This is a genomic window from Rhizohabitans arisaemae (assembly GCF_025996515.1).
In the GTDB taxonomy this organism is placed as follows: Bacteria; Actinomycetota; Actinomycetes; order Streptosporangiales; family Streptosporangiaceae; genus Rhizohabitans; species Rhizohabitans arisaemae.
Window position 1 is genome coordinate 38,578 of the sequence record NZ_BLRH01000055.1, and the last position, 23,187, is coordinate 61,764.

The window sequence follows — 23,187 nt, forward strand, 5'->3', positions numbered from 1 at the left end:
GTAGGAACCGGCGCCCGGCGGCGTCCAACGCGGAGTGCCGATGCGAACCATCGGAGCCGCCGATGGTATCGCGTACGCTGCGGGAATGGCGGAGCTCAGGCATTACCGGTACTTCGTGGAAATCGCCCAGCGGGGCAGCTTCACCGCGGCGGCCGCCTCGTTGCACGTGACCCAGTCGGCGCTCAGCGAGCAGATCCTCATGCTGGAGCGGCAGCTGGGCTGCCGGCTCTTCGACCGCGGCCGCCACGGCGCCCGGCTCACCGCGCACGGGGAGGCGCTCTTCGACCAGGCGATGATGCTGCTGAGCGTCGCCAACGAGCTGGAGCAGTCCGCCAGATCCCTGCAGCGCCACCGGGGCCGCCCGCTCCGCCTGGGGGTCACCATGGGGCCGCTGCTGGTCTGGCTGCCCGAGGTGCTGGCCGGGCTGACCGGCTCGCCGCAGCGGTACGACATCCGGATCGAGGACATCACCACCGCGGAGATCTTCCTGAAGGTGAGCATCGGCCAGCTGGACCTGGGCATCGCCAGCCTGGGCGAGGGCGGGCTGGCCGTGGCGCCGGGCACCGGGGTCGAGGTCCACACGCTCTTCGAGGACGACTGGGTGATCATCGTGCCGGACGGGCATCCGTTCACCGCCGACGGGGCGGTGCCGCTGTCCGCCCTCCGCGACCAGCGGCTCGTGCTCTTCCCCCGGCAATACTCCCTGCGCACCGTGCTGGACGACTTCTTCGCCCGGGCCGGCGTCTCGGTCTCCCCCGCCATCGAGACCGGCTGGCTGGAGATGGCGCTCCGCTTCGTCGAGCTGGGCATGGGCATCACCGTGGTCCCCCGCGCGGTGACGCTGCTCTACCACAACGTGCACGTCGTGGAGATCGACGAAGCCTACAAGCCGCGCCGCGTCCTCTCCGCCCTGTACCGCTCCGACACCCCCCGCCGCAAAACCATCGAAAAACTCCTCCACCTCGCCCGCGAACGCCTCCCCCCACAGGGCACCTGGCCCCCAGAAACGGACCGTTCCACCCCCTAGCACCGATACGGGCTGCGCCTGGCCGGGAAGAAATAGCCAAAAAGGCCACTGCCGGTAAGCCTGAGTTTCTTACGGGACTTCCGGGTTGTGGTGTAAGCACGGCTGGATCCTAGGTGCTCGACCATTTACGTACGCACTTCTCGCGCCGCGTACTTTGCGGCGCGAGAATGCGCGCGAGGTCTGTGCCGCGCGCTTTTTGTGCGGCACAGACCTCGCGGTCAATGTTAAAAAATACAGGTCCTTAAGCTCAACCTCGCTTAAGGCGGTTCGCACGTCCACGGTTGTGACCGGGGGCACAGCTACCTGCCCGGCCCAGTATGCGTGGTCGAGGTCACAACCTGGACGTGCGGACCGCCTTAAGAGAAACCACTCTCACAAGCCTGTATTTTCTGACATTGACCGCGAGGTTCGAGCCGCACAAAAAGCGCGCGGCACGAACCGCGCGCGCATTCTCGCGCCGCAAAAAACGCGGCGCGAGAAGTGCGTACGTAGCGCGCCCGACCCTAAAATCCAGCCGTACTTACAACCGTGACCCGGGAACCCCGCAAGAAACCTCAGGCTTAACGGCTGTGGCTTGCCCCGGCCCATTCTCACAGGGTGGGCACCTGGGGGATTACAAGTCGAGGCCGAAAAGCCGTACGGCGTTGTGGTACAGCACGTTTTCCAGGGTTTCGTCGGGGAGGCCGAAGGACAGGTATCTGTCCACGGTGGCCTGGACCGGGCAGAAGGGGTAGCCGGTGGCGAAGAGGAAGCGGTCCGCCAGGTAGGTGCGCATCGCCAGCACGTAGTCGTGTTCGCCGGGGAGGCCGGGGAAGTAGACGTCGGGCAGCATCCAGACGTTGGGGCGGCGGAAGGCGACGCCGAGGGCGGCCTGGGCGTGCGGCCACCCCCCGTGCACGTTGACCAGCGGCAGGCCGGGGAAGCGGATCGCCACCCGCTCGAAGCGGAGCGGGTCGCTGAAGGACAGGTCGGGCCCGGTCTCCCCGCCGCCCATGAGCAGGACGGGCAGCCCGGCCGCCAGGCTCGCCTCGTACACCGGGTCGATCCGGGGGTCGTCCACGTAGGCGGGTTCGTCGGCGACGCCGGGTTCCAGGACGATCGCCCGGGCGCCGGAGTCGCGGAGCCCGGCCACCGAGTCGGCCGCGCCTTCGGCGAACGGGTCGACGGCGGCGTAGCCGAAGAAGAACCCGGGCCGCTCCGCGCAGGCGGCGAAAACCGGGGCGTTGCCCTGCCCGCCCCACCACCTGTTGGGGGCCCGGGCGGGTATCCCGGCCCGCACGATACCCGCGGCGGCGCACTCGGCGAGGTAGCCGTCTAGGTCCTTCCCCTCCATGGCAGGGGCCGGGGTCCATCCCCGGGCCCGGACGTTGCGAAGGGTCCGCTCCAGATTGACGTAGGTCCGGTCGGGCAGGAACGCCGCTATCGGCGGCCGGCTGCGCGCGTCGACGATGCGCGGGTCGCTCACCCTGGTCTCCGTTTCTCGGTGCTGAATCGCGATGGTCGGGTCTCGGCGACCGTGAGCTCGCCCGCGCGCAGGCAGGCGGAGCTGTGGCCGGCGCCGACCTCGCGCGGGGCGGGGTCGGCGGTGCGGCACGTGTCGGTCACCAGGGGGCAGCGCGGGGCGAACCGGCACCCGGCGGCGGGCAGTCCCTCCCCGCGGGTCCGCCGTGGACCGGCCGGGCTCGGCCCGGGTTCGAAGGACGGCGCGGAGTCGATGAGGAGCCGGGTGTACGGATGCCGCGGCGCGGAGCAGACCTGTTCGGCGGGCCCCTGCTCGGCCACGGCCCCGGCGTACATCACGACCATGCGGTCGGCGAGGTGGCGGACCACCGGCAGGGAGTGGCCGATGAAGAGCATCGCGGTGCCGTACCGCTCCTGGATCTCCAGGAAGAGGTTGACGATCTGCGCCTGCACCGAGACGTCCAGCGCGGACACGGCCTCGTCGCAGACGAGCAGGGCCGGTTTCAACGCCAGTGCCCGGGCGATCCCGGCCCGCTGGGCCTGGCCGCCGGAGATCTGGTGCGGGTACCGGCCGGCCAGCGCGGGGTCCAGGTGGACCGCGCGGAGCAGTTCGGCGACGCGGGCCCGCAGCGCCGCCCCGCGGGCGACCTTGTGGATGACGAGGGGCTCGGCGATCGACCAGCCGACGGTCTTGCGGCCGTCCATCGCCTGCACACTGTCCTGGAAGACCGCCTGGACGGCGGCGCGGTAGCCCCGGCCCGATCCGGCCAGCAGCTCGGGAAGCGGCCGCCCGCCGTAAAAGATCTCCCCGGAGTCGGGACGTTCAAGACCGAGGACGAGGTCGGCCACGGTGGACTTGCCGGAGCCGGACTCCCCGACCAGGCCGACGATCTCGCCGGGGCCGACGGTGAACGACACGTCCCGGACGGCCTGCACCGTACGGGCGCCGGCGATGAAGGTCTTGCGGAGGTTCCGCAGTTCCAGCAGCGGGGTCACATCCGCCATGCGGGTTCCCTCCCCGGCTCCCCGGCGAGATGGCACGCCACCTCGATCCCGCCCACCGGGCGCAGGGCGGGCTCCGACGTCCGGCAGCGGTCCTCGGCGCGGGGACAGCGGGGCGCGAACACGCAGCCCGAGTGTGCGACCGGGCCCTGGGCCATCGCGGGCAGGGGTGTCTTGCGCGGCCCGTCCAGCCGGGGTACGGCCGCGAGCAGCCCCTGCGTGTAGGGGTGGCCGCGGTGCCGGTAGATCTCCGCGGTGGGTCCCCGCTCCACCGTCCGCCCGCCGTACAGCACCAGGGTGTGCCGGGCCAGGCGGGCCACCACCCCGAGGTCGTGGCTGATCAGGATCATCGCGAGGTCGCGTTCGGCGCGGAGCTCGTCGAGGATCTCCAGGATCTCGGCCTGCACCGTGGTGTCCAGGGCGCTGGTCGGCTCGTCGGCGATGAGCAGGCTCGGCTCGGTCACCAGCGCTCCGGCGATCATCGCCCGCTGCAGCATGCCGCCGCTGAACCGGTGCGGGTAGTCGTTCAGCCGGCTCTCGGGGTCGTGGATCCCGACCCGGCTGAGCAGCGCGACCAACGCGTCCCGGCGCTCGGGCCACCGTCCGGCGGCGCGCAGCCCGTCGACGAGCTGGGCGCCGATGGTGCGGGTGGGGTTCCAGGAGCCGGACGGGGACTGGAAGACCATGGCGATCCGGCCGGCCCGGAGCCGGCGCAGCTCCTCACGGCCCAGGCCGAGCAGGTCGCGCCCTTCGAAGGTCATCGTCTCGGCCCGGACGGCGACGGCGGGGCCGAGCAGCCGGCTCACCGCCAGGGCGACGGTGGATTTGCCGCTCCCGGACTCGCCGACCACGGCCACGGTCGCCCCCGGCTCCAGGTCGAAGCCGACGCCTTCGACGGCGGGGCGGGCGGTGCCGGGGTAGCGGACGGTCAGGCCGCGCACCGACAGGATCGGGCTCATCGGGTTCCTCCCGCCCGGCGCATCCGATCGCCGAGGGACATGAAGTTCAGCGCGGTCAGGAAGACCACGGCGCCGGGGAGAACCGCGGCCCACCAGGCGGTGAGGGCGTACTGCTTGGCGTCCGCGATCATCAGGCCCCACTCGGGGGTGGGCGGCTGGGCCCCGAGGCCGAGGAAGGAGAGGCCGGTCAGCGCGACCAGGGCCTGGCCGAGGTCGAGGGTGTACCGGACGAGCACCGCGTCGTAGGTGTGCGGCACCACGTGCCAGCGCAGGATCTGCGGGCCGGAGGCGCCCAGGGTGCGCGCGGCGCGGACGTGCCGGTCCCGGAGCAGCGAGATCACCTGGCCGCGGACCATCCGGGCGTAGCTCGGCCACCAGAGCACCGTCAGGGCGACCAGCGCGGCGGTGAGGCCGCGGCCCAGGGAGGCGGCGACGGCCATCGCGAAAACCAGGTAGGGGAAGGCGAGGAACAGGTCCACGACCCGCATGAGGATCCGGTCGAGGATCCCGCCGGACCAGGCGGCCGCCGCGCCGTACACCACGCCGAACACGGCGGCGACGGTGACCACGATCAGGGCGGCCCCGATGGAGTTGCGGGCGCCGTACACGACCCGGCTGAAGATGTCGCGGCCGGCGTCGTCGGTGCCGAACAGGTGCCCGGCCCCGGGTGGCCGGAACCGCTGGGAGACGTCGAGCCGGTAGGGGTCGAGGGGGGCGATCCAGCCGGGGGCGATGAGCAGCACGGCGATCACCAGGACGGTGGCGCCCGCCCAGAGCTCGGTCGGGGTGGGGCGGCGCCACCCGCCTACCGCGCCGGAGGTGGGCTCCGTCGTGGTCATCGCGCCTCCTTGAGCCGCGGGTCGAGCAGCGGGTAGATCGCGCCGACCAGCGCGTTGATCAGGACGAAGGCGACCGTGGAGAGGAGGGTGACAGCCATGATCGCGTTGTAGTCGAAGGCGGAGAAGGCGTGGTAGGCGTAGAGCCCGAGGCCCGGCCAGGAGAAGATCACCTCGATGATCACCACACCGCCGAGGCTCCAGCCGAGCTGGAGGCCGAGCATGGTCACCACCGGGTTGAGCGCGTTGCGCAGCGCGTCGGCGAAGACGATCCGCCGCTCCTTGACGCCCCGGGCGCGGGCGGTACGGACGTAGGGTCGCCGGAGCTGCTCCTCCAGCGAGGAGCGCATCAGCGTCATCGCCACCGCGAAATGCGTGACGACCAGGGTGGTCACGGGGAGCGCGAGCGTGCGCAGCGCCTCGCCCACCAGCGTGAGGTCGCCGGTGAGGGCGGTGTCCACCAGCCCCATCCCGGTCACCCGGGGCACCCCGGTGCCCTCGAAGTCGAAGTTGCCCGCGACCGGGAACCACCGGAGCCGCCCGGCGAAGACGATCTGCAGCAGGAGCCCCACCCAGAACACCGGTACGGCCACCCCGACCACGGCGCCGAGGCGCAGGAGCAGGGTGTGCGGTCCGCGGGGCCAGTAGGCCCAGGCGATCCCGGCGAGCACCCCGAGCACCGCGTAGATCAGGGAGGAGACGAGGATCAGCTCCAGGGAGGCGGGCAGCGCGGAGAGCAGGTCGTCCAGGACGGGTTGCCGGGTCTGCACCGATCGCCCGAGGTCACCGGTGAGCAGGTCACCCAGATAGCGCCCGTACTGCACGATCAGAGGCTGGTCGAGCCCCATCTCGGCCCGGACCTGCGCCACCTGCTCGGGGCCGGCGTCCAGCCCTGCGGCGAGCCTGGCCGGGTCGGCGGGCACGATCCGGCTGAGCAGGAACGTGACGGACACCGCGCTCCACACCACCACCAGGATCCAGGCCAACCCGGTGACCGGCTTGAGCAGCCGTCGGGCGACCGGTGGCCGCATGGCTCGCTCCCTTCCGCCGCAGCGCGGCACGACCGGCGATGGGTGTGGGTGACGGTGTCGGGCGGGGATGTCCGGCGGAGGGTCGACACCGCCGGGGAGGTCGCTCCAGGAGCGGGTGACCGGCGGGCTCGGGTGGGTCCGGGCCGTGTTCGGGGCGAGGGCCGGGTGGTTGGGGGATGGGGTGGGCCGAGGGGGTCCCGGGCGAGCCCGGCGGGAAACGGCCACGTCAGGTGGGGTGGCCGAGCCGATCCGGTCGGCGGTCGCCGGGCCCGGGAGTCCTTTGATCTTTATACGCTAGTCGGGGAGAAACATCTATCCCATCCGTTTTGTCAATGTAAGTCCTTACTAGCGCGGATTCATGCCTGCCGGGTGTAGAAGAACCGGACGAGCACCACGAAGTCGATGGGTTCGTAGCTGACGGTCCACTTCTTCCGGACGGGCTGGTAGATGTCGGCCGCGGGCAGCCAGATCGCCACCTGGTTCTCGATGATCGACTCCTGGACCTTCCGCAGCGCCGCCGTCCGCGCGGTCTCGTCCAACGTGCCGCTGATCTCGCCGAGCCCGGCGTCGAGCGCCTTGTCGGAGTGGTAGGCCCAGTTCAGCCCGCCCTTGTCGGCCCGGGCCGCGGTCGTGTAGTTGCGCAGGATCGAGGTCGGATCCGGGGTGACCATGTTCAGCACCACGAACGACAGGTCGTGCGCGGTCTCGGGGTTGCCCTGCAGCGAGACCATCTGCGGCCAGGCCACCAGGGTCTGCTTGACGGTGATCCCGAGCGGCTTGAGGTTCTCGGCCAGGAGCGTGCCGAAGAACTCCTCCCAGGCCAGGCCCTTCAGCCCGAGGTAGCTGATCGTGAACCCGCCCTTGGGGTGGCCCGCCTCGGCGAGCAGCCGCCTGGCCTCCGCCAGGTTCTGGGAGAACACCGGGAACCGCGGCTCGAACGACACCGTGGACGGCGGCAGCGGGCCGCGCGACTCCTGGGCCCGCCCCTTGAAGTACTCCAGGTATGCCTTGTAGTCCACCGCGAGGGAGATGGCCTTGCGGACCCGCACGTCGGCGACCGGGCCCTTGGCCGCCAGGTTGAAGAAGACCGTGTTCACGCCGAGCCGCGGCTGCTCCACCGCCTTGACGTCGGGGCACGCCGCCGCCTGTTCGGTCTGGTCGGTCCCGATGCCGCCGATCATGTCCACCTTGCCCTGGCACATCAGCTGGACCGCGGTGGTGACGTCGGGGTCGGTGCGCAGGGTGACCTTGGTCGGCGTCCCCGGCTCGAATCTCTGCCAGTAGCCCTCGAAGGCGGTGAGGTTGATCGCCTTACCGCGTTCCCAGGAGCCGAGGGTGTACGGCCCGCTGCCCGCCGCGTTGGCCGCGAACCAGTCCTTGGCCCAGGGGTCGGCGTCGGTCCGGTGCGCCTCCGTCGCCTTCTTGGAGACGATCGGCAGCTTGGGGAGCGAGCCGGGGAAGAAGGCGTCGGGCCGCTTGAGTTTGAAGACCACGGTGTCCGGGGCCGGTGTCTCCACCGCGTCCACACCCACGAAAAGCGTGGCCGGGCCCTGGTTGATCCCGAGAAGCCGGTCGACGCTGGCCTTGACCACCCCCGAGTCCAGAGCCGACCCGTCGTGGAATTTCACACCGGTGCGGAGCGTGAGCGTGTAGGTCGTGGCGTCGGCCGAGCCCTCCCACTTCACCGCGAGCGCCGGGCGGACCTTGGTCCCGCCGGGCTCGTACTCCAGCAGGCCCTCGTAGGCCTGCCTGGCGAAGAGGGCCGCCTCCGACGAGAAGGCCAGGTGGGGGTCGAGTGTCTTGGCCTCCGCGATGTTGGAGAAGACCGCGGACACGGCGGCGGCCTTCCTCTCACCCGGCGGCGTCACCTGGGTACATCCTGTCAGCGCCACAAGGGCGGCCACCGCGATGACCACAAGCCGACTCCGCATGACGTCACCTCCTAGAGGGGTGTGGGCCGTTGCAGAGTATCCGGTCCCGCTTTATCCGAAATGTCCGGCTAGTCTTGGACATATCCATCCGCAAGGTCCGCGGCAAGCGACTCCGGGTCCCGCAGCGCGGGCGACCCGTAGCCGCCCCCGCCACCGGTCATCACCAGGACCCGCGCTCCCTTCGCCAGCCGCCTGGCCCCCGTCTTCAGCACCGTCTCGCGCACGTCGCCGGTGACGATCTCCCCGTGGGTGGGCGCGCCGTCGCCGCCCCCGTGCAGTCCCCAGCCGGGTAGCGTCGACCGCTCCAGCCAGAGCGACAGGTAGGTCTCCTCGGCGAGGGTCTCGTACTCCCGGACGATGCCGAGGCCGCCCCGGAACCGGCCTTCCCCGCCGGAGCCGTCCCGCAGGCCGTACCGGAGCACCCGGATCGGGTACCGCGACTCCAGCACCTCGACCGGGTAGTTCTTCAGGTCCCCCGCGCCGTAGTTGATCATGCCGTTGGCGCCGTCCCCCGACGAGGAGGCCCCCCAGCCGACCGCGGTCGCCTCCCCGGTGACGTACCGGCCGCCGTCCGGGAGCGTGCCGACGAACGTCACGTTCATCGGGTCGGCGGGCTGCCCGGCGACCACGGCGTCGGGCAGCGCGTCGGCGAGCGCCCGGATCACCAGGTCGATCATGAGCCCGAGCGGCGGGTAGTAGTAGATCGTCGCGTGCGGCTCGGCGACGTTGAAGACCGTGCCCGGCGGCGCCACGACGGACAGGTTCCGGAACGTGCCGTCGGTGACCGGGACATTCGGGTTGATCAGGCACTTGTACGCCAGCCGGGCCCCGGCCACGGTGCCGGGCAGCGGGGAGTTGACCGACCCCGCGGTGGGGCCGCCCGACCCGGTCAGGTCGATCGTCATCCGATCCCCGGACACGGTCACGGTGACCTTCACCGGGACCGGGGGCAGGCCCGGCCCGCCGGAGTCCATCGCGCCCTCGGCCCGGTAGACGCCGTCCGGCACGGCGACGACCGCCTCCCGGTCGAGCCGCTCGCACTGGGCGAAGATCTCCTCCGCCGCGGCCTCCACCACGTCGACCCCGAACCGCTCGCAGAGCTCGACCATCCGGCGCTCGCCCGTACGGCACGCGGAGATCTGGGCGTGCAGGTCGCCCCAGACCGACCGCGGGAGCCGGCTGTTGCGGGTGATGTAGTCCAGCATCTGCGTCTGCGGCTCGCCCGCCCGGTAGACGTAGGTCGGGCCGAAGCGGTAGCCCTCCTGGTAGATCTCGGTCGTGTCGACGGGGCGCCCGGCCTCCTTGGCGCCGATGTCGATCCAGTGGGCCTTGGTGGCGCCGAAGCCGACCAGCCGGTCCCCGAGGAAGATCGGCGAGAAGATCGTCACATCGTAGGTGTGGCTGCCGACCAGGTAGGGGTCGTTGACCATGAACACGTCGCCGGGACGGTAGTGCTCGGTCCCGCCCAGCATCTCGGTGGTGACCTTGATGCCCGTCTCCAGGTTGCCGAGGAACATCGGCAACCCCGGGGACTGGCCGAGCAGCCTGCCTTTGCGGTCGAAGACGCCGACCGAGCAGTCCTTCATCTCGTAGATGATCGGCGTGTAGGCCGACCGGGCCAGGTTGTTGTTCATCTGCCGGGCGATCGAGGAGAACGCGTTCCGGACCACCTCGACGGTGACCGGATCCACGGCGTGCTCCGGCGGCGAGACGACGGTCATGAGAGCCTCTCCAGAATCAGATGGCCGTGCTCGGTGACGGTGGCCTGCCAGCCCGGGGGGACCAGCGTGGTGCATCCGGCCTCCAGCACGACGCACGGGCCGGCCAGACATGTGCCGGACCCCAGGTCGGTACGGTCGTAGACGGCGGTGTCGTGCTCGGTACCGGCGAAGACGGCCCGGGTCCGCCGGATCGGGACCGGCTCGGGCCCGGCGCCGATCGGCGAGGTCCCCGGGCGGGGGCGGACCCCGATCGCGGCGAGGCGCAGGTTGACGAGCTCCACCGCCTCGGCCGGGTTGCTGTGCCCGTATCGCTCCCGATACGCCAGGTGGAAGCCGACGGCGAGGGTCTCCAGTGCCGCGTCGTCCACCCGGTCGGGCACCGGCACGGTGAGGGTGTACTCCTGGCCCGCGTAGCGCAGGTCGGCCGCGCCCCGCAGCACCATCCGGGACCGCTCCACGCTCTCGGCGGCGAGCAGTTCCCGCGCCTCGTCCCGGAGCGCGCCGAACTCGGCGGCCATCCGCTCACCCGGCACCCGGACGCCCGGCGCCCCCGTCAGGACGGCGAAGAACGGCCGCACCAGGTCGTGCCGGACGTCGGCCTGGAGCATGCCCCAGGCGGACAGGGTGCCGGGCGAGGCGGGGACGACGACCCGGGGGATCGCCAGCTCCTCGGCGAGCGCGGCGGCGTGCAGCGGCCCCGCGCCGCCGAAGGCGAGCAGGTCGAAGTCGCGCGGATCTGTGCCGCGGGCCACGGTCAGCTCCCGGATGGCGTCGGCCATGGCGGCGTCCGCCACCGCCACCGCGCCCTCGGCCAGGCGGGTCGCGGTCAGGCCCAGCTCGGCACCGACCCGGGCCAGGGCCCGTTCGGCGGCGGCGCGGTCCAGGGCGACCGTGCCGGCCATGTGGGTGTCCGGGGGGATCCGGCCGAGCACCAGGTTGGCGTCGGTGATCGTGGGCCGTTCCCCGCCCCGGCCGTAGCAGGCGGGCCCCGGAGCCGCCCCGGCCGACTCCGGGCCCACCCGCAGGCCGCCGGACTCGACGTACACGATCGAGCCGCCGCCGGCGCCGAGGGAGTACATGGTCACCGACGGGGTGAGCACCGGGTGTCCCTCGATCTCCAACTCCACGTCGATGTCGGCGACACCGTTCACCACCAGCGAGACGTCGAACGAGGTGCCGCCCATGTCCACGCAGATCAGCCGGTCGGAGCCGAGCTGGGCCCCGATCCGGACCCCGGCCACGGTGCCGCCCACCGGTCCGGAGAACAGCGTCTGCACGGCCCGGCGCACACCGGCCTGCGCGGTCATCACCCCGCCGTTGGACTGCATGACGTGCAAAGGTCCGGGCAGGCCGTCCTCGGCGAGCCGGCTCTCCAGGCGGCCCAGGTAGTCGCTGATCTTCGGGGTGACGTAGGCGGAGACCAGGGCCGTGGAGAACCGCTCGTACTCCCGCCACTCCGGGGCCACCTCGTGCGAGGCCACCACCGCCAGGCCCGGCGCCGCCGCGGCGATCAGCTCCTTGGCCCGCCGCTCGTGCCCGGGGAACCGGTGGGCGTGCAGGAAGCAGACCGCCACCGCGTCGTAGTCCCGGGCGAGGGCGGCCCCGAGCGCGGTCAGCCCGGCCTCGTCCGGCGCGATCAGCACCTCGCCGCCGGCGCCGGTCCGCTCGGCCACCTCGAACACGTCCCTGCGGCGCAGCAGCATCGCCGGCCGCCGGTACCGGATGTTGTACATCTCCGGGCGTCCGGCCCGGCCGATCTCGTAGACGTCCCGGAACCCGGCGGTGACCACCAGCGCCAGCCGGGCGCCGGACCGCTGCAGCAGGGCGTTGAGCGCGGTGGTGGTGCCGTGGATGAAGTCGCCCACCTCGGGCAGGCCCACGCCGAGGCGCTCCACCGCCTCCAGCACGCTGGAGTCCTGCCGGCCGGGGACGGTCAGCGCCTTGGCCGTGCGCACGGTGCCGTCGGGGTCGACGCAGACCGCGTCGGTGAAGGTCCCGCCGATGTCCACGGCCACCCGGTATCGGTGTCCGGCCGTCTCCACAGTCATCGCTCCGTTCCCGTCTTGGTTCTGAGGTCGAGCAGGTCCAGGGTCGCCTCGCCCGCGGCGAGCCGGGGCAGCAGGATCCGCTCCCCCTCCGCCCGGGCCAGGGACGCCGCCAGCGTCACCGGTACGTCGCCGGCGGGCACCGCCACCGCGCCGTCGCCGTCCAGCACGACCACGTCGCCCGGCGCGATCGTCACCCCGCCGATCCCGACCGGGACGTCCGGCTCGCCGGGCACCGCCTTGTCCGCACCGCGCGGGCTGACCCAACGGGCCCACACGGGCAGGCCGAGAGCGACCAGCTCGTCCAGGTCGCGGACCGCGGCGTCCAGGAGCAACCCGGCGGCGCCGCGCGCCTTGGCCTGTACGGCGAGCAGCTCGCCCACCAAGGCCACGGGAGCCGATCGCGGCATCGTCGCCACGAGCACCTCCCCCGGCCGGATGCGGTCCAGGGCCAGGTGGACGCCGAGGTTGTCGTCCTGGCCGCAGCGCACGGTACGGGCGGGGCCGGCCACCCGGCTGCCCGGCACGACCCGGATGAGCGGCCCGTCCACCAGGCCCCGGCGGCCCGCGGCCTCGTACACCGTGGAGACGCCGAGCTCCGCCAAACCGGTCACAGCCGGTCCCTCAGCTCGGGCGTCATCCGCTGGAACGTCTCCACCTGGGCCGTCTCGGGGCCCGCGCCGAGGTAGCGGCTCTGGTAGGCGCGCTGGACCGCCCGCTCCCGGTAGTGCCCGGCGAGGTAGGACTGGGAGGTCATGGCCGCCATCGCCGCCAGCTTGCGATCGAACACCGGGGTGATGTCCAGGTAGACGTCGGGCTTGTAACCGCACTGCTCCGGCTGGTGGGGTTCGAAGGCGAACATGGCCGGGGGCGGGATGGTCGGGAACGCGGCGGGCACCCCGCCGGCCCCCATGGCGAGCAGCCGCGCCTTGACCGCGGCGGCCGAGGCGACCGGGTGGTCGGGGTTGAAGGGGTCGGCCGCGGCGTGCACGAGCAGCACCTCCGGCCGGGTCCGCAGATACACGTCGACCAGGCGCCGCATCGCTTCACCGGAGACCTCCAGCGGGTAGTCGCCGAGGTCCAGCGCCAGGTACTCGGCGCCCACCTCGGCGGCGGCCTTGGACCCTTCTGCGTGCCGGCGCTCCTTCACCGCCTCCACCGTCTGACCGGGCTCGCGCCACAGGTCCCCGGACTCGCCGCGTTCGCCGTAGGAGAGGCAGACCACGGTCGCGGTCCCCCCTGCCGCGGTGTGCAGCGCGACGGCGCCGCTCGCGCGCCAGACGAAGTCGGCCGCGTGCGCGCTGACCACCAGCATCGAACCGGCGTTCGTCATCGGGTCCACCTCACCATTGCCATGCCGCAGCCGGTTCCGGCCTCGGTGCGATAGGCCGGGATGTAGTCCACGACCTCCATGTCCAGCGCCGCGCAGGCGCCGCCGACCGTGAGCCAGCCCATGGCCTCACTGGTCCCGGAGACGAAGTCCTCCCCGGACAGGCCCGCGATGGCCTCCTCGTCCCGGTCCTTCATCGCGGCCAGCACCGCGCGGTCGATCTCCTCGTCCACCACGAAGTGGCTCAGGCCGCCCGAGGCGACCACCGCCACCCGCAGGTCCTCGGGGTAGGCCTCGATCGCCGCCGCGACGGCCTTGCCCAGGGCCCAGCAGCGGGCCGGGGTCGGCCGGTTGGGCTCGAAGTAGGTGTTGAGCAGCAGCGGCACGACCGGCAGGGGTTCGGCCGCCCGGTCCATGATCCGGTTGCGGACGAGCACGACGGTGTGGCCGATCGACTCCCCCGGCGGCTGCGCCCGCACCTGCGCCACGTCGAAGCCGGAGCCGTTGAGGTGGCGGATGAGGTGCTCGCCGAGCCCCGCGTGGCAGGGGTAGGTCTCGGGCTTGTCCCCGTACAGGGCCCAGGCGGCGGTCGCCACCTCGGGGAACCACAGCTTCTCCGGCGGGATGGCCTGGACGGTGTCCCCCCAGTAGACGGCGAACGTGGGCATGCTGTCCGCGCTGAACAGCTCGTGGTGGTCGTCGCCGACCACCACGACCACGTCGGGGGCGACCCGCGCCAGGGTCTCGGCGAGCGTGGCCACCGCGGTCTGGGCGCGGGCGTGCAGGCCGGCGAACGCCTCCTCGCCGATCCGCTCGGCGATGCCGTCGGCGGCCCGCTCGGCCACCAGGTCGTCGTACTCCCATCTGCGCCGGTGGTAGACGAGGTTGGGGTTCTTCCGGTCGTGCCTGGCGTACGAGGCCCACAGCTCGCTGGGCATGCTCATCTGCGGGGTGTGCGACACCCCCAGGCCGAGGACTAGTCGTGCCATGTGTGTACCTTCCTTGGGCCCCTGCGGACGCGTGGTTCAGCCGCCGTGCAGGGTGTACAGGGCTTCGGTCGGGTCGACGCGGGCGATGCAGGCCCGGCAGTTGGTCGAGCAGAGGCGCCCGCCGTAGAAGATCAGCGGGGGGCCGGCCTCGGGCGCGCGCCACAGTTCGGCGACGCGCCCGACGAAGAGCGTGTGGTCCCCCTCCCGATGCGCCGAGGCGACCTCGCAGCTCAGCCGGGCCAGCGTGCCCGGCAGGAGCGGGTCGCCCGTGGCGCCGGCCGCGACCGGGACGGTGCCGAAGAGCTCCGCCTCCCTGGCCATCGGCCGGGCGAACCGCAGCGCCGTGTCCGCCTGCGCCTCGGCCAGGACGTTCACGGTGAAGTGCCCGGCCTCGCCGATCAGGTCGGCGGTGTAGGACCGGACGTCCACCGCGACGGCGAGCAGCTGGGGCCGGAGCGAGACCGACATCACGGCGCTGGCCGTCATGCCGTGCCGTTTGCCCAGGTGCCCCACGGTGATCACCGTGACCCCGGTGGCGAACAGGCCCATCGTGGCCCGGTACGCGCGATCGGGAGACATCTCGGGCCCGGCTACTTGGCGCCGAGCGCCGAGTCGCGCAGCGCCCGGCCTTCGCTGAGGATCTCCTCAAGCAGTTCCCGGCCGAGTCCCATGTCGGCCGAGCGGGCGAAGAAGGAGGCGACGAACATCGGCTCGCCGATGTAGAACCGCTCGTAGTGCGCGAGCCGCTGACCCACCGCGTCCCCGGCCAGGTCCCAGGCGAGCTTGGCGATCTGCACCCGGTCCACACCGGGCATGTCGTCGGCGCCGGCGAAGTAGGTGTTGGCGAACTCGGCGACCTCCCCGGTGAACTCGCCCAGGGTGGGGGTGAGCATCAGGCCGGCGGCGCCCGTTCTCTTGATCACTTCCAGCATGGTGGTGTAGAAGTCCGGGAAGAGCAGGCCGGAGGCGCTGAGCGCGTCCCCGTTCACCCAGTAGGTGCCGGTGTCGGTGACCCGGGGGTCCTCCTCGCACCGGAAGAGCAGTGCCTCCTGCGCCTTGTACATCGCGGCGAGCCGGCCGAGCAGCTCCCCGACGTTGGGGAACGCGTCGGTCTTCACCGAGTTGCACATCTTCATCGCGGTGGCCACGGTCAGCGCGGCCCGCACCGTGGCGCGGTGGATGGACAGGTGGCCGGAGAACGCGGCCACGCCGGTCATGAAGCGCATGTTGTTCGCGGCCTGCAGGCTGTTGTAAAAGAAGACCCGCTCCCAGGGGACGAGCACGTCGTCGAAGACGATCAGCGCGTCCATCTCCTCGAACCGCGAGCTGAGCGGGTGGTCGTAGACGTTGCGGTCATCGCCCGGGACGAGCGGCTCCCGGCAGATGATCTTGACGCCGGGGGCCGTGGTGGGAACCGCGAAGCACATCGCGTAGGCGTCGTCGCCGGGCCCGAACTGCCGCCCGTTGGGGAAGACCAGGATCTCGTCGGTCACCGGAGCCGCGGTGGCGAGCTGCTTGGCCCCGCGGATGATCAGTCCCTCCGGGGTCTCCTCCTTCACCCTCAGGTGGATGAAGGGGTTCGCCTGCTGGTGGGACGGCTTGGAGCGGTCCGACTGCGGGTTGCCGAGAGCGTGGGTGAGAAAAAGGTCGTTGTCCCGCACGTAACGGACGTAGTCGGCCACCTTCTTGGCGCCGCCCTCGCCCCACTGCTCGAACCAGTCGGTGCTCTCCCACATCCCGGCGATCAGGGCCGCCATGAACTCCGGGCCCCGGCCCAGGCACCCGTACGACGCCTTGGCGAAGGTGTGGTACGCCTTCCCCTTCGCCTTCAGCTCATCCTTGCTCTTGGGTACGAGGAAGCTGATGTCGTGGCGCTCCCCGGTCGCGGGGTCGACGTAGGTGAGGATGTCCTGGAACCGGTTGTCGTGCTTCATGTCGTAGAGCCGGGCGTAGCTCTGGATCGGCTCACGGAACGCCGGGTACGTCGTCACGTCCACCACGCGCTCACCACCGACGTACACCTCGCGTGGTGCCCGAAGTCCCTCGATATATTGCTTTCCAGTGCGGATCACGACGTATTGCCCTCCGTGCGATATCCCGACTTTGTCGGGTTGCCCTGATGCTAAAAATCCGTGATCTCCGCAGTCCAACGGGCGTTCCCGATGCGATCCATCGGTCCGGCCGATCTGTGTTTTCCGACATCGACCGCGACGGTCCGTGCCGGATAGCGAACATCCGGCACGAACCGCCGCGCGCATTCCCTCCCCGCAGAGAGCGCGGCGCGAGAAGTGCGGACGTGGCGCCTCGGGCACCTAAGGTCCAGCCGTGCCGACAACCACGAACCGGGGAGCCCGGGAGGCGGCCGACCCGTCCGTTGCTGTGTTTTCCCACACAGACCGGGCTAGGGCGCCCGGCACGTAAGTCCCAGCCGTGCTCACACCCACGGACCGGGAGCCGCCTGACCATGATCATTGCGCTATCCACACCCCAGAGGGACCACACACCACAACGATCACCCCGGCAGAGACCGTCCGGAGGACCTGCAGGGCGCCGCCGGGCCGGTGCCGGGGCTCTCCCGTACTCAGGTGCCCATGTGGGTCTAGGCTTGGGAATAGTTCATGAGTAATGTTCGCGTTTATGGTGGCTTTCCGTAATTGGGCGGGAAATCAGACTGGCTCCCCCAGTGAGGTCCGCACCCCCGCGAACACCGGGGACGTGGCGGACGCCGTACGGGACGCGGCCGCGTCCGGCCGCCGGATCAAGATGGTCGGGACCGGCCACTCGTTCACCGGGATCGCGCTCACCGACGGGATCATGCTCCGGCCGGACCGGCTCCGGCGGATCCGCGAGGTCGGCCCGGACCGGGTCACCGTCGAGGCCGGATGCCCGCTGAGCGACTTCAACGCCGAGCTGGAACGGCGGGGGCTCGCCCTCGCCAACATGGGCGACATCATGGTGCAGACCGTCTCCGGCGCCGTGCAGACCGGCACCCACGGCACCGGCCGGGACGCGGGCGGGCTCGCCGACCAGGTCCTCGCCCTGGAGCTCGTCCTCGCCGACGGCTCGGTCGTCACCTGCTCCGCCGACCGCGACCCCGACCTCTTCGACGCCGCCCGGGTCGGCCTGGGCGCCCTCGGGATCGTCACCGCGATCACCTTTCGGGTGGAGCCGTCGTTCCTGCTCCACGCCGACGAACGCCCGGCCACCCTCACCGCCCTGCTGCACGGGCTGGACACGCTCACCGAGGGCAACGAGCACTTCGAGTTCTACTGGTTCCCGCACACCGAGGGGTGCCAGGTCAAACGGAACAACCGGACCCCGGGCCCCGCCCGCCCGCTCGGCCCGCTGCGGGACCTGTTCAACGGTGAGTTTCTGCAGAACACCGTCTTCGGGGCGATCTGCGCCACCGGGGCGTGGATCCCGGCGACCGTCAAACCGTTCAACCGGGTGAGCGCCGCGGCGCTCGGGGTGAACGTGTACAGCGACGCCTCCTACAAGGTCTTCACCAGTTCCCGCAGGGTCCGCTTCCTCGAACAGGAGTACGCGATCCCCCGGGAACACCTCGCGGAGGCGCTCCACCGGATCCGGGAGACCGTGGACTCCTCCCGCTGGCGCATCGGCTTCCCCGTCGAGGTCCGGGTCAGCCCGGCCGACGACGCCTGGCTCTCCACCGCGTACGGCCGGCGGACCGCCTACATCGCCGCCCACACCTTCCACCGGACCCCCAACCCGGAGTACTTCGCCGCGCTGGAGGAGATCCTGACGTGGTACGGCGGACGGCCGCACTGGGGCAAACTGCACACGCGCGACGCCGGGTACCTCAGGACCGTCTACCCCAGGTTCGACGACTTCCGCGCGCTCCGCGACCGGCTCGACCCGGGGCGGCTCTTCACCAACGACTACCTCGACCGCATCCTGGGCACCGCCGCTTCCGGGCAGTAGCCACGGACGGCGCCCCGCACGCCATACAATGAGCCGCCGTGAGGTCACCGGCTCGGCGGCGAAGCCGTCCGAGGGGAATCCGTTCGGCGTCGCGAACCCGCTTCGGCACAGCACAACCCCTAGGACTTACGGGTGAAGACCTTTAAAGTGTGATCGGCGTCACATCCCTCCCCGGGATTCGATGCAGGCGATGTTAGGACATGCCGGGTACGGTGCTGGAAGGCAACCGGAACACACGAGAGACTCAAGGGTCCGGGGGAAGAGTTAGAAGAGATCGACGAAGGGACTCGTATGCAGGAGCTCCGTCTCGTCGCGGTGAGTGAGGACGGCTCGTATCTGGTGCTGGCGTCCGCCGGCCGCGGGACCCGTTTCACGCTCCCCGTCGACGATCGGCTCCGCGCTGCGATTCGCGGAAACTTCTCCCGTCTCGGCCAGTACGAGATCGAAGTGGAGAGTCCGTTGCGACCCAAGGAGATCCAGGCCCGTATCCGGGCCGGAGAGACCGCGGAGGAGATCGCCGCCACCGCGGGCATCCCGGTGGAGCGGGTCCGCTGGTTCGAAGGCCCCGTCCTCCAGGAACGCGAGTACATCGCCGTGCAGGCGCAGCGGATCTCCGTCCGGCTGCCCGGCGAGTCCGGCCCCGGGCCGATCCTCGGCGACCTGGTCAGCGAACGGCTCACCCGGCGCGGCGTCCCGGCCGAGGAGATCGACTGGGATTCCTGCAAGCGCGACGACGGCATCTGGCGGGTGAAGCTCGGCTTCATCCTGGACGGCGTCACCCGGCACGCCGAATGGCTCTTCGACCCGCGGCGGCGCCACGTCAGCCCCGGCGACGAGGAGGCGCACCGGCTCTCCAGCGGCAACTACGAGGAGGAGATCGAGCGGGAGAACGCCACCGTCACCCCGTTCGTCCCCCGGCTCGCCGCCAAACTCCAGCCGCTCCCGCCCGTCATGATCGAGCGCGATCCGCCGCGGTCGACCCTGCAGCCGCGCAACTCGACGCACCTGCCGGGCTCACCCCCCGTCTACACCTTCGAGCCCAGCGCCACGACGCCTCCGGTCGCCGCCCCGGCCGCAGGCCGTGTCTCGGCACCGGTCAACCCGTACGGAGACCCCGTCCCGGCTGAGCCGACCCGTCCGGACCAGCATGTTTCGGACGAAGCCGTGTCGCAGCCGCCCGCCGAGCCCGATCCGGTGTCTCATAAGATCGTGTCCGCTCAGCCTGAGACCCAAAGGCCCACGTCGGAGCAGGTGCCGTCCGTGCAGACGACCGCCACCCCGCCCGCCGTGGACCCACCCGCGACCCGTGACGTCGTCCCCGCCGAACCGGCGGCGGCGACGCCGCAGACCCGTGCGCCGGAGCCCGTCGAGCCCGCGGCCGCTCCCCCGGACCAGGCGAAGCCGGACCCACGGCCGACGTCACCCGCCGCCGCGGAGCCGACACCCGCCCGGGTCCGGCCCCCGGCTCCCCGGCTGGCCCCGAACCGCGGCCCCTCGGCGCAGCCGAAGGCCCCCGCGCCGAGCCCGGCCGCGGCCGCGCCGCGCCCGCAGGTGGCCGGTCCCAAGCCCACGCCGCCGCGCAAGCCGCCGGCCCCCGGCCTGATCCCGGCGCCCGCGGCCCGGACCCCGCTGCCCAAGCCGCCGGCGCCCGCGGCCCCCGAGACCGAGGCCCCGGCCCACACCGGCAAGACCCCCAAGCCGGTCCCCGGGGGCAAGCCGGCCGAGCCCGAGCCCACCCGGCCCGCCCGCAAGTCGGGACGGGGCCGGCGCGCCTCCGTGCCGAGCTGGGACGAGATCATGTTCGGCGCCCGCCGCTCGGACTAGGACTGCTCCGAGCCGGGTTCCCCCGCACGGGCGACGGCCTTCCCGCGGCCTTTGCCCCGGCGGGCCGGCGGGTCCGCCAGGTGCGCGGACCCCCAGGTGACGAAGGATTCCAGCGACCGTTCGGCCGCCTCGATCCGGGTACGGAGCGCGGTCCGGTCCTCGGCCTCCCGGATGGCGAGCGTCGTCTCCACGGCCTCGGAGGCCAGCCGGAGCACGGCGTCGTCACCGGCGGCGATCAGCGCCACCCGGTAGAGGGCCTGGGTGGCCAAGGCCCGGGACCGGTACGACTCGGTCTTGGCCTCCAGGTAGCGGTCGCCGTCCCGGCCCTCCCACGTACGGTGCCAGCGGTCCAGCTGGGCGCGCCGGAAGTCGGTCACCGCCGAGGCGAACGCGCTGTAGGTCTCCATCCGCTCCTGGCGAAGCCGCTCGTCGCGGGTGAACCTCTCGGTGCGCACCGTGTTCAGGTGCTGGAAGTAATACGTGACCCCCGAGCCGAGCAGAGTCCCCACCACGGCGATGAACGCCGTCAACGCTCCGTCCATGGCGGCAATTCGACCACGGACCTCCGCCCCCGGAAAAGAGTGATCAGGTATTCCGGCCGGGGTGCGGCTCGGCGAGGAACGGGGTGATCCACGCGGGCGTGACGGTCCGGGCGAACTCCGCGCCTTCGGCCGTACCGATGTCCTTCGCCGGGTAGCCGCCGCTCCCGGCTCCCACACCCGCGATCACCGTGACCAGGCCCGCGCGACGCTGGAACCAGCTCTCCCGTACGGTCCATCCGACCACGGCACGCCGCTCCACCACCGCCTGCCTGCGGGTGAGGGAGCCCTCGCGGACCGAGAAGCGGCGCCCGTCGAAGGCGTGACCGAGCCAGCGGTACCGGTCCAGGCCCAGCGGGATCCCGGCCAGCGCGAGGACCAGCCCGGTCACGGCGACCGGGATCGAGGCCAGGGCCACGCCGGCCGCGGCGACCAGGGCCCACGGCGCGGTCGCCCGGAACAGGCGTCGTCTGCGCGCCGCGGGCGGATGCCGGGTCAACGGGGTGGTGAACGGCCCCACGACCCGCCCCGCCACCTCCCCCGCCGCCGCCCGCGGGGCGACCGGCAGCAGCTGGCCCCGGGTCGTGGAGTCACCCAGCCCGGCCACGATCGCCCAGAGCCGGGCGACCCCGGCCCGGCGCTCCAGCACGCTGTCGACCAGCTCGAACCCGCGGATCCTACGGCGTTCCAGGGTGACCGTCCGGCGGGTGAACAGACCTCGCTCGGCGACGAGGGAGGAACCCTGGACCCGCAGGGTGAAGCCCCAGTTGAAGATCGCGTACATGATCGTGCCGAACAGCGGCATGGCGATCAGGATCAGCACCGCCGCCACGGCGACGAGCCAGGGGCGGTCCCCCATCCAGCCGAGGAACCGCCAGGCCGACCGCGGGTCCACCGCGTACTCGCCGCGCAGCTGCGAGACCAGGCCCGCCGCACTCGCCAGCAGCGCGAACGGGGTCAGCAGATAGGCTCCCGAGAGCGGTCCGAACAGCAGCCACCGCACCGGCGCACGAGTGATCACATCGCTCTCGCCGCCGGACGCCGCCGTGCGCGCCGGGCTCTGGCGCAGCAGCAGCGTGCGCACCCGCCGGGCCTCGGCGAGCGTCAGGCCGTCGAGTTCCCCTTCCTGCTCGCCGCCGCTCGCCCCGGTGTCGACGCGCAGGACCGCCAGGCCGAGCAGCCGATGCGGCAGCGACGCGCTGACGTCCACCCCGCGGACCCGTTCCAGCGGGATCGTCCGGACGGACCTGCTCACCAGGGATCGGGTGAGCTCCAGCCGGTCCCCGACCACCTGGTAGGTGAAGGTGGCCCAGCGCACGGCGGAGTAGGCGACGGAGAACGCGAAGATCACCGCGGCCACGCCGTACGAGACCGGGGAGAAACCGCCGAAGAAGAAGACCCCGACCAGGGGGATGAACATGGAGGGGAGCATGCGTACCGGGTCCAGCAGGAGCACCAGCGGACTGAGCCGGTGCACCGGGAACCCGAAGGACGGCGGCTGCGAGCCGTACGGCGTCCCCGGCTCCTCCGCGTGGGGCGTCCCGCCCGATCCGGGGTACGGCCACGGCGGGCCGTTCGGCGGGACCTCCCCGTCCGAAGCGGCGTCCGGCGGCACGGCCGACGCTCCCGGCGCCTGCGGCGAAGACCCCGCGGAAACCGGCCGAGGGCCGTCGGCACCCCCCGCCGGCCAGGCGCCCGCCTCGGGGGGAGGGGCGACCGGCGGGACGGGGTCGTGCGGCGGCCGCGGAACGCCCTCCCCGGTGTCCCGCGGCTGCGCGACGGGGTCGCTCATGTTGCGTCGTCCCGCAGCTCGTGCGCCCGATGGGCCAGCTCCTCCGCGAGCCGGGCGGCGACGGCGTACTCCAGCCCTTTGATCGACGAGGAGCCCGCGTAGGACGCGGTCTTGATCTCCAAGGTGCCCAGCCCGAGCAGGCGTTCGAGCCAGCCCTGCTTCTTGTCCACCGTCTGGATGCGGCTGACCGGGACGAAGACCCACTCCCGGTTGATCCAGCCGGATCGGGCGAACACCACGTCGTCCCGGAGCTCCCAGCGGTGCACCGCATACCGCCGGAACGGCTCCAGCACCACGAAGGGGGCCAGGACCGCCCCCAGGGCGACGGGCAGCCAGCCCAGGTTGGCGGTGAGCCAGCCGGGTAGCCAGGAGACCTCGTCGCCGCCGAACCACGACGCCACCAGGAGCGCCGCGCCCACCATGAGGACGTAGCCGAAGACGGCTTCGGCGAGCCACATGGCGATGGCCCGGCGGGACACCCGATGTGCCGGATCGCGGAAGGGTGCGGTCACCACTCCAGATTAGGCGCTGCCCCCGTTGCCTGAAACGTCCGCCCCGACCCGGCCGCGCCGCCCCCAAGCCGCTTCCGGACGCCGTCACCGCAGGTGGGGGGCATGTTGACCGGCCCCGGCCCGGGCTCACGCCGCCCTGGCGCCGTACCACCAAACAAAACCCAGACCAACGGGTGATCCCGCCCCCTCGACGGCCGAGCTCCTTGATCTGGGCGGGGTACGGCGCCGGCGTGCTCCCGCGGGCGC

At 72.0% G+C, this 23,187-nt stretch carries 19 protein-coding genes; 3 read left to right on the forward strand and 16 right to left on the reverse strand.

The annotated features are described in order from the left end of the window. Positions 1 to 85: 85 nt before the first annotated feature. Positions 86 to 1,027: a LysR family transcriptional regulator gene (locus tag RUR_RS26830; RefSeq protein WP_283137980.1), complete on the forward strand. Its 942-nt coding sequence runs from the start codon at positions 86 to 88 to the stop codon at positions 1,025 to 1,027. 613 nt (positions 1,028 to 1,640) lie between these two features. On the opposite strand, the gene RUR_RS26835 is transcribed toward RUR_RS26830, so the two are convergent. The 13 genes from RUR_RS26835 to RUR_RS26895 form a co-directional block, all read right to left on the reverse strand. Continuing rightward, a complete protein-coding gene (locus RUR_RS26835; RefSeq protein WP_283137981.1) occupies positions 1,641 to 2,492 on the reverse strand; it encodes an amidohydrolase family protein in 852 nt (283 codons plus the stop codon). Continuing rightward, positions 2,489 to 3,493: an oligopeptide/dipeptide ABC transporter ATP-binding protein gene (locus tag RUR_RS26840; RefSeq protein ID WP_283137982.1), complete on the reverse strand. Its 1,005-nt coding sequence runs from the start codon at positions 3,491 to 3,493 to the stop codon at positions 2,489 to 2,491. The genes RUR_RS26835 and RUR_RS26840 overlap by 4 nt, the downstream gene beginning before the upstream one ends. Continuing rightward, positions 3,481 to 4,449: an ABC transporter ATP-binding protein gene (locus RUR_RS26845; RefSeq protein ID WP_283137983.1), complete on the reverse strand. Its 969-nt coding sequence runs from the start codon at positions 4,447 to 4,449 to the stop codon at positions 3,481 to 3,483. The genes RUR_RS26840 and RUR_RS26845 overlap by 13 nt, the downstream gene beginning before the upstream one ends. Next, positions 4,446 to 5,288 carry an ABC transporter permease gene (locus RUR_RS26850; RefSeq protein ID WP_283137984.1) on the reverse strand — a complete coding sequence of 281 codons (843 nt, stop codon included), beginning with the start codon at positions 5,286 to 5,288 and terminating at the stop codon, positions 4,446 to 4,448. The genes RUR_RS26845 and RUR_RS26850 overlap by 4 nt, the downstream gene beginning before the upstream one ends. Continuing rightward, complete coding sequence (locus RUR_RS26855) at positions 5,285 to 6,316, reverse strand: ABC transporter permease (protein WP_283137985.1); 1,032 nt, start codon at positions 6,314 to 6,316, stop codon at positions 5,285 to 5,287. Before RUR_RS26855 ends, RUR_RS26850 begins: the two co-directional genes overlap by 4 nt. Positions 6,317 to 6,672: 356 nt before the next feature. Next, on the reverse strand, positions 6,673 to 8,247 hold the full coding sequence (locus tag RUR_RS26860) for an ABC transporter substrate-binding protein (protein WP_283137986.1): 1,575 nt from the start codon (positions 8,245 to 8,247) through the stop codon (positions 6,673 to 6,675). A gap of 68 nt (positions 8,248 to 8,315) precedes the next feature. Beyond that, on the reverse strand, positions 8,316 to 9,968 hold the full coding sequence (locus tag RUR_RS26865; RefSeq protein ID WP_283137987.1) for a hydantoinase B/oxoprolinase family protein: 1,653 nt from the start codon (positions 9,966 to 9,968) through the stop codon (positions 8,316 to 8,318). Continuing rightward, a complete protein-coding gene (locus tag RUR_RS26870) occupies positions 9,965 to 12,016 on the reverse strand; it encodes a hydantoinase/oxoprolinase family protein (RefSeq protein WP_283137988.1) in 2,052 nt (683 codons plus the stop codon). Before RUR_RS26870 ends, RUR_RS26865 begins: the two co-directional genes overlap by 4 nt. Beyond that, on the reverse strand, positions 12,013 to 12,627 hold the full coding sequence (locus RUR_RS26875) for an RraA family protein (RefSeq protein ID WP_283137989.1): 615 nt from the start codon (positions 12,625 to 12,627) through the stop codon (positions 12,013 to 12,015). The genes RUR_RS26870 and RUR_RS26875 overlap by 4 nt, the downstream gene beginning before the upstream one ends. Then, entirely contained in the window at positions 12,624 to 13,346 is a 723-nt protein-coding gene (locus RUR_RS26880; protein WP_283137990.1) for a PIG-L deacetylase family protein, read from the reverse strand. The genes RUR_RS26875 and RUR_RS26880 overlap by 4 nt, the downstream gene beginning before the upstream one ends. Beyond that, positions 13,343 to 14,332 (reverse strand): DODA-type extradiol aromatic ring-opening family dioxygenase, encoded by a 990-nt coding sequence (locus RUR_RS26885; RefSeq protein WP_283137991.1) that lies wholly within the window; start codon positions 14,330 to 14,332, stop codon positions 13,343 to 13,345. Before RUR_RS26885 ends, RUR_RS26880 begins: the two co-directional genes overlap by 4 nt. Before the next feature lie 36 nt (positions 14,333 to 14,368). After that, the gene (locus tag RUR_RS26890; RefSeq protein WP_283137992.1) at positions 14,369 to 14,911 is read right to left on the reverse strand and encodes a flavin reductase family protein; all 543 of its coding nucleotides are present in this window, start codon (positions 14,909 to 14,911) and stop codon (positions 14,369 to 14,371) included. A gap of 11 nt (positions 14,912 to 14,922) precedes the next feature. Further along, positions 14,923 to 16,590, reverse strand: a complete 1,668-nt coding sequence (locus RUR_RS26895; RefSeq protein ID WP_283137993.1) for a 4-hydroxyphenylacetate 3-hydroxylase family protein — start codon at positions 16,588 to 16,590, stop codon at positions 14,923 to 14,925. 379 nt (positions 16,591 to 16,969) lie between these two features. Here RUR_RS26895 and RUR_RS26900 point away from each other — a divergent pair, with 379 nt between their 5' ends. Continuing rightward, the gene (locus tag RUR_RS26900) at positions 16,970 to 18,274 is read left to right on the forward strand and encodes a D-arabinono-1,4-lactone oxidase (protein ID WP_283137994.1); all 1,305 of its coding nucleotides are present in this window, start codon (positions 16,970 to 16,972) and stop codon (positions 18,272 to 18,274) included. Between the two features lie 291 nt (positions 18,275 to 18,565). Continuing rightward, entirely contained in the window at positions 18,566 to 20,098 is a 1,533-nt protein-coding gene (gene sepH / locus RUR_RS26905; protein ID WP_283137995.1) for a septation protein SepH, read from the forward strand. Here sepH and RUR_RS26910 read toward each other — a convergent pair. Genes RUR_RS26910 through RUR_RS26920 form a run of 3 tightly spaced genes read right to left on the reverse strand, consistent with a single transcriptional unit; the run spans position 20,095 to position 22,941 of the window. Then, on the reverse strand, positions 20,095 to 20,640 hold the full coding sequence (locus tag RUR_RS26910; RefSeq protein ID WP_283137996.1) for a hypothetical protein: 546 nt from the start codon (positions 20,638 to 20,640) through the stop codon (positions 20,095 to 20,097). The genes sepH and RUR_RS26910 overlap by 4 nt on opposite strands. A gap of 43 nt (positions 20,641 to 20,683) precedes the next feature. Next, positions 20,684 to 22,429, reverse strand: coding sequence for a PH domain-containing protein (locus RUR_RS26915; RefSeq protein ID WP_283137997.1), 1,746 nt, complete (start codon positions 22,427 to 22,429; stop codon positions 20,684 to 20,686). After that, positions 22,426 to 22,941 carry a PH domain-containing protein gene (locus RUR_RS26920; RefSeq protein WP_283137998.1) on the reverse strand — a complete coding sequence of 172 codons (516 nt, stop codon included), beginning with the start codon at positions 22,939 to 22,941 and terminating at the stop codon, positions 22,426 to 22,428. The genes RUR_RS26915 and RUR_RS26920 overlap by 4 nt, the downstream gene beginning before the upstream one ends. Positions 22,942 to 23,187: the final 246 nt, after the last annotated feature.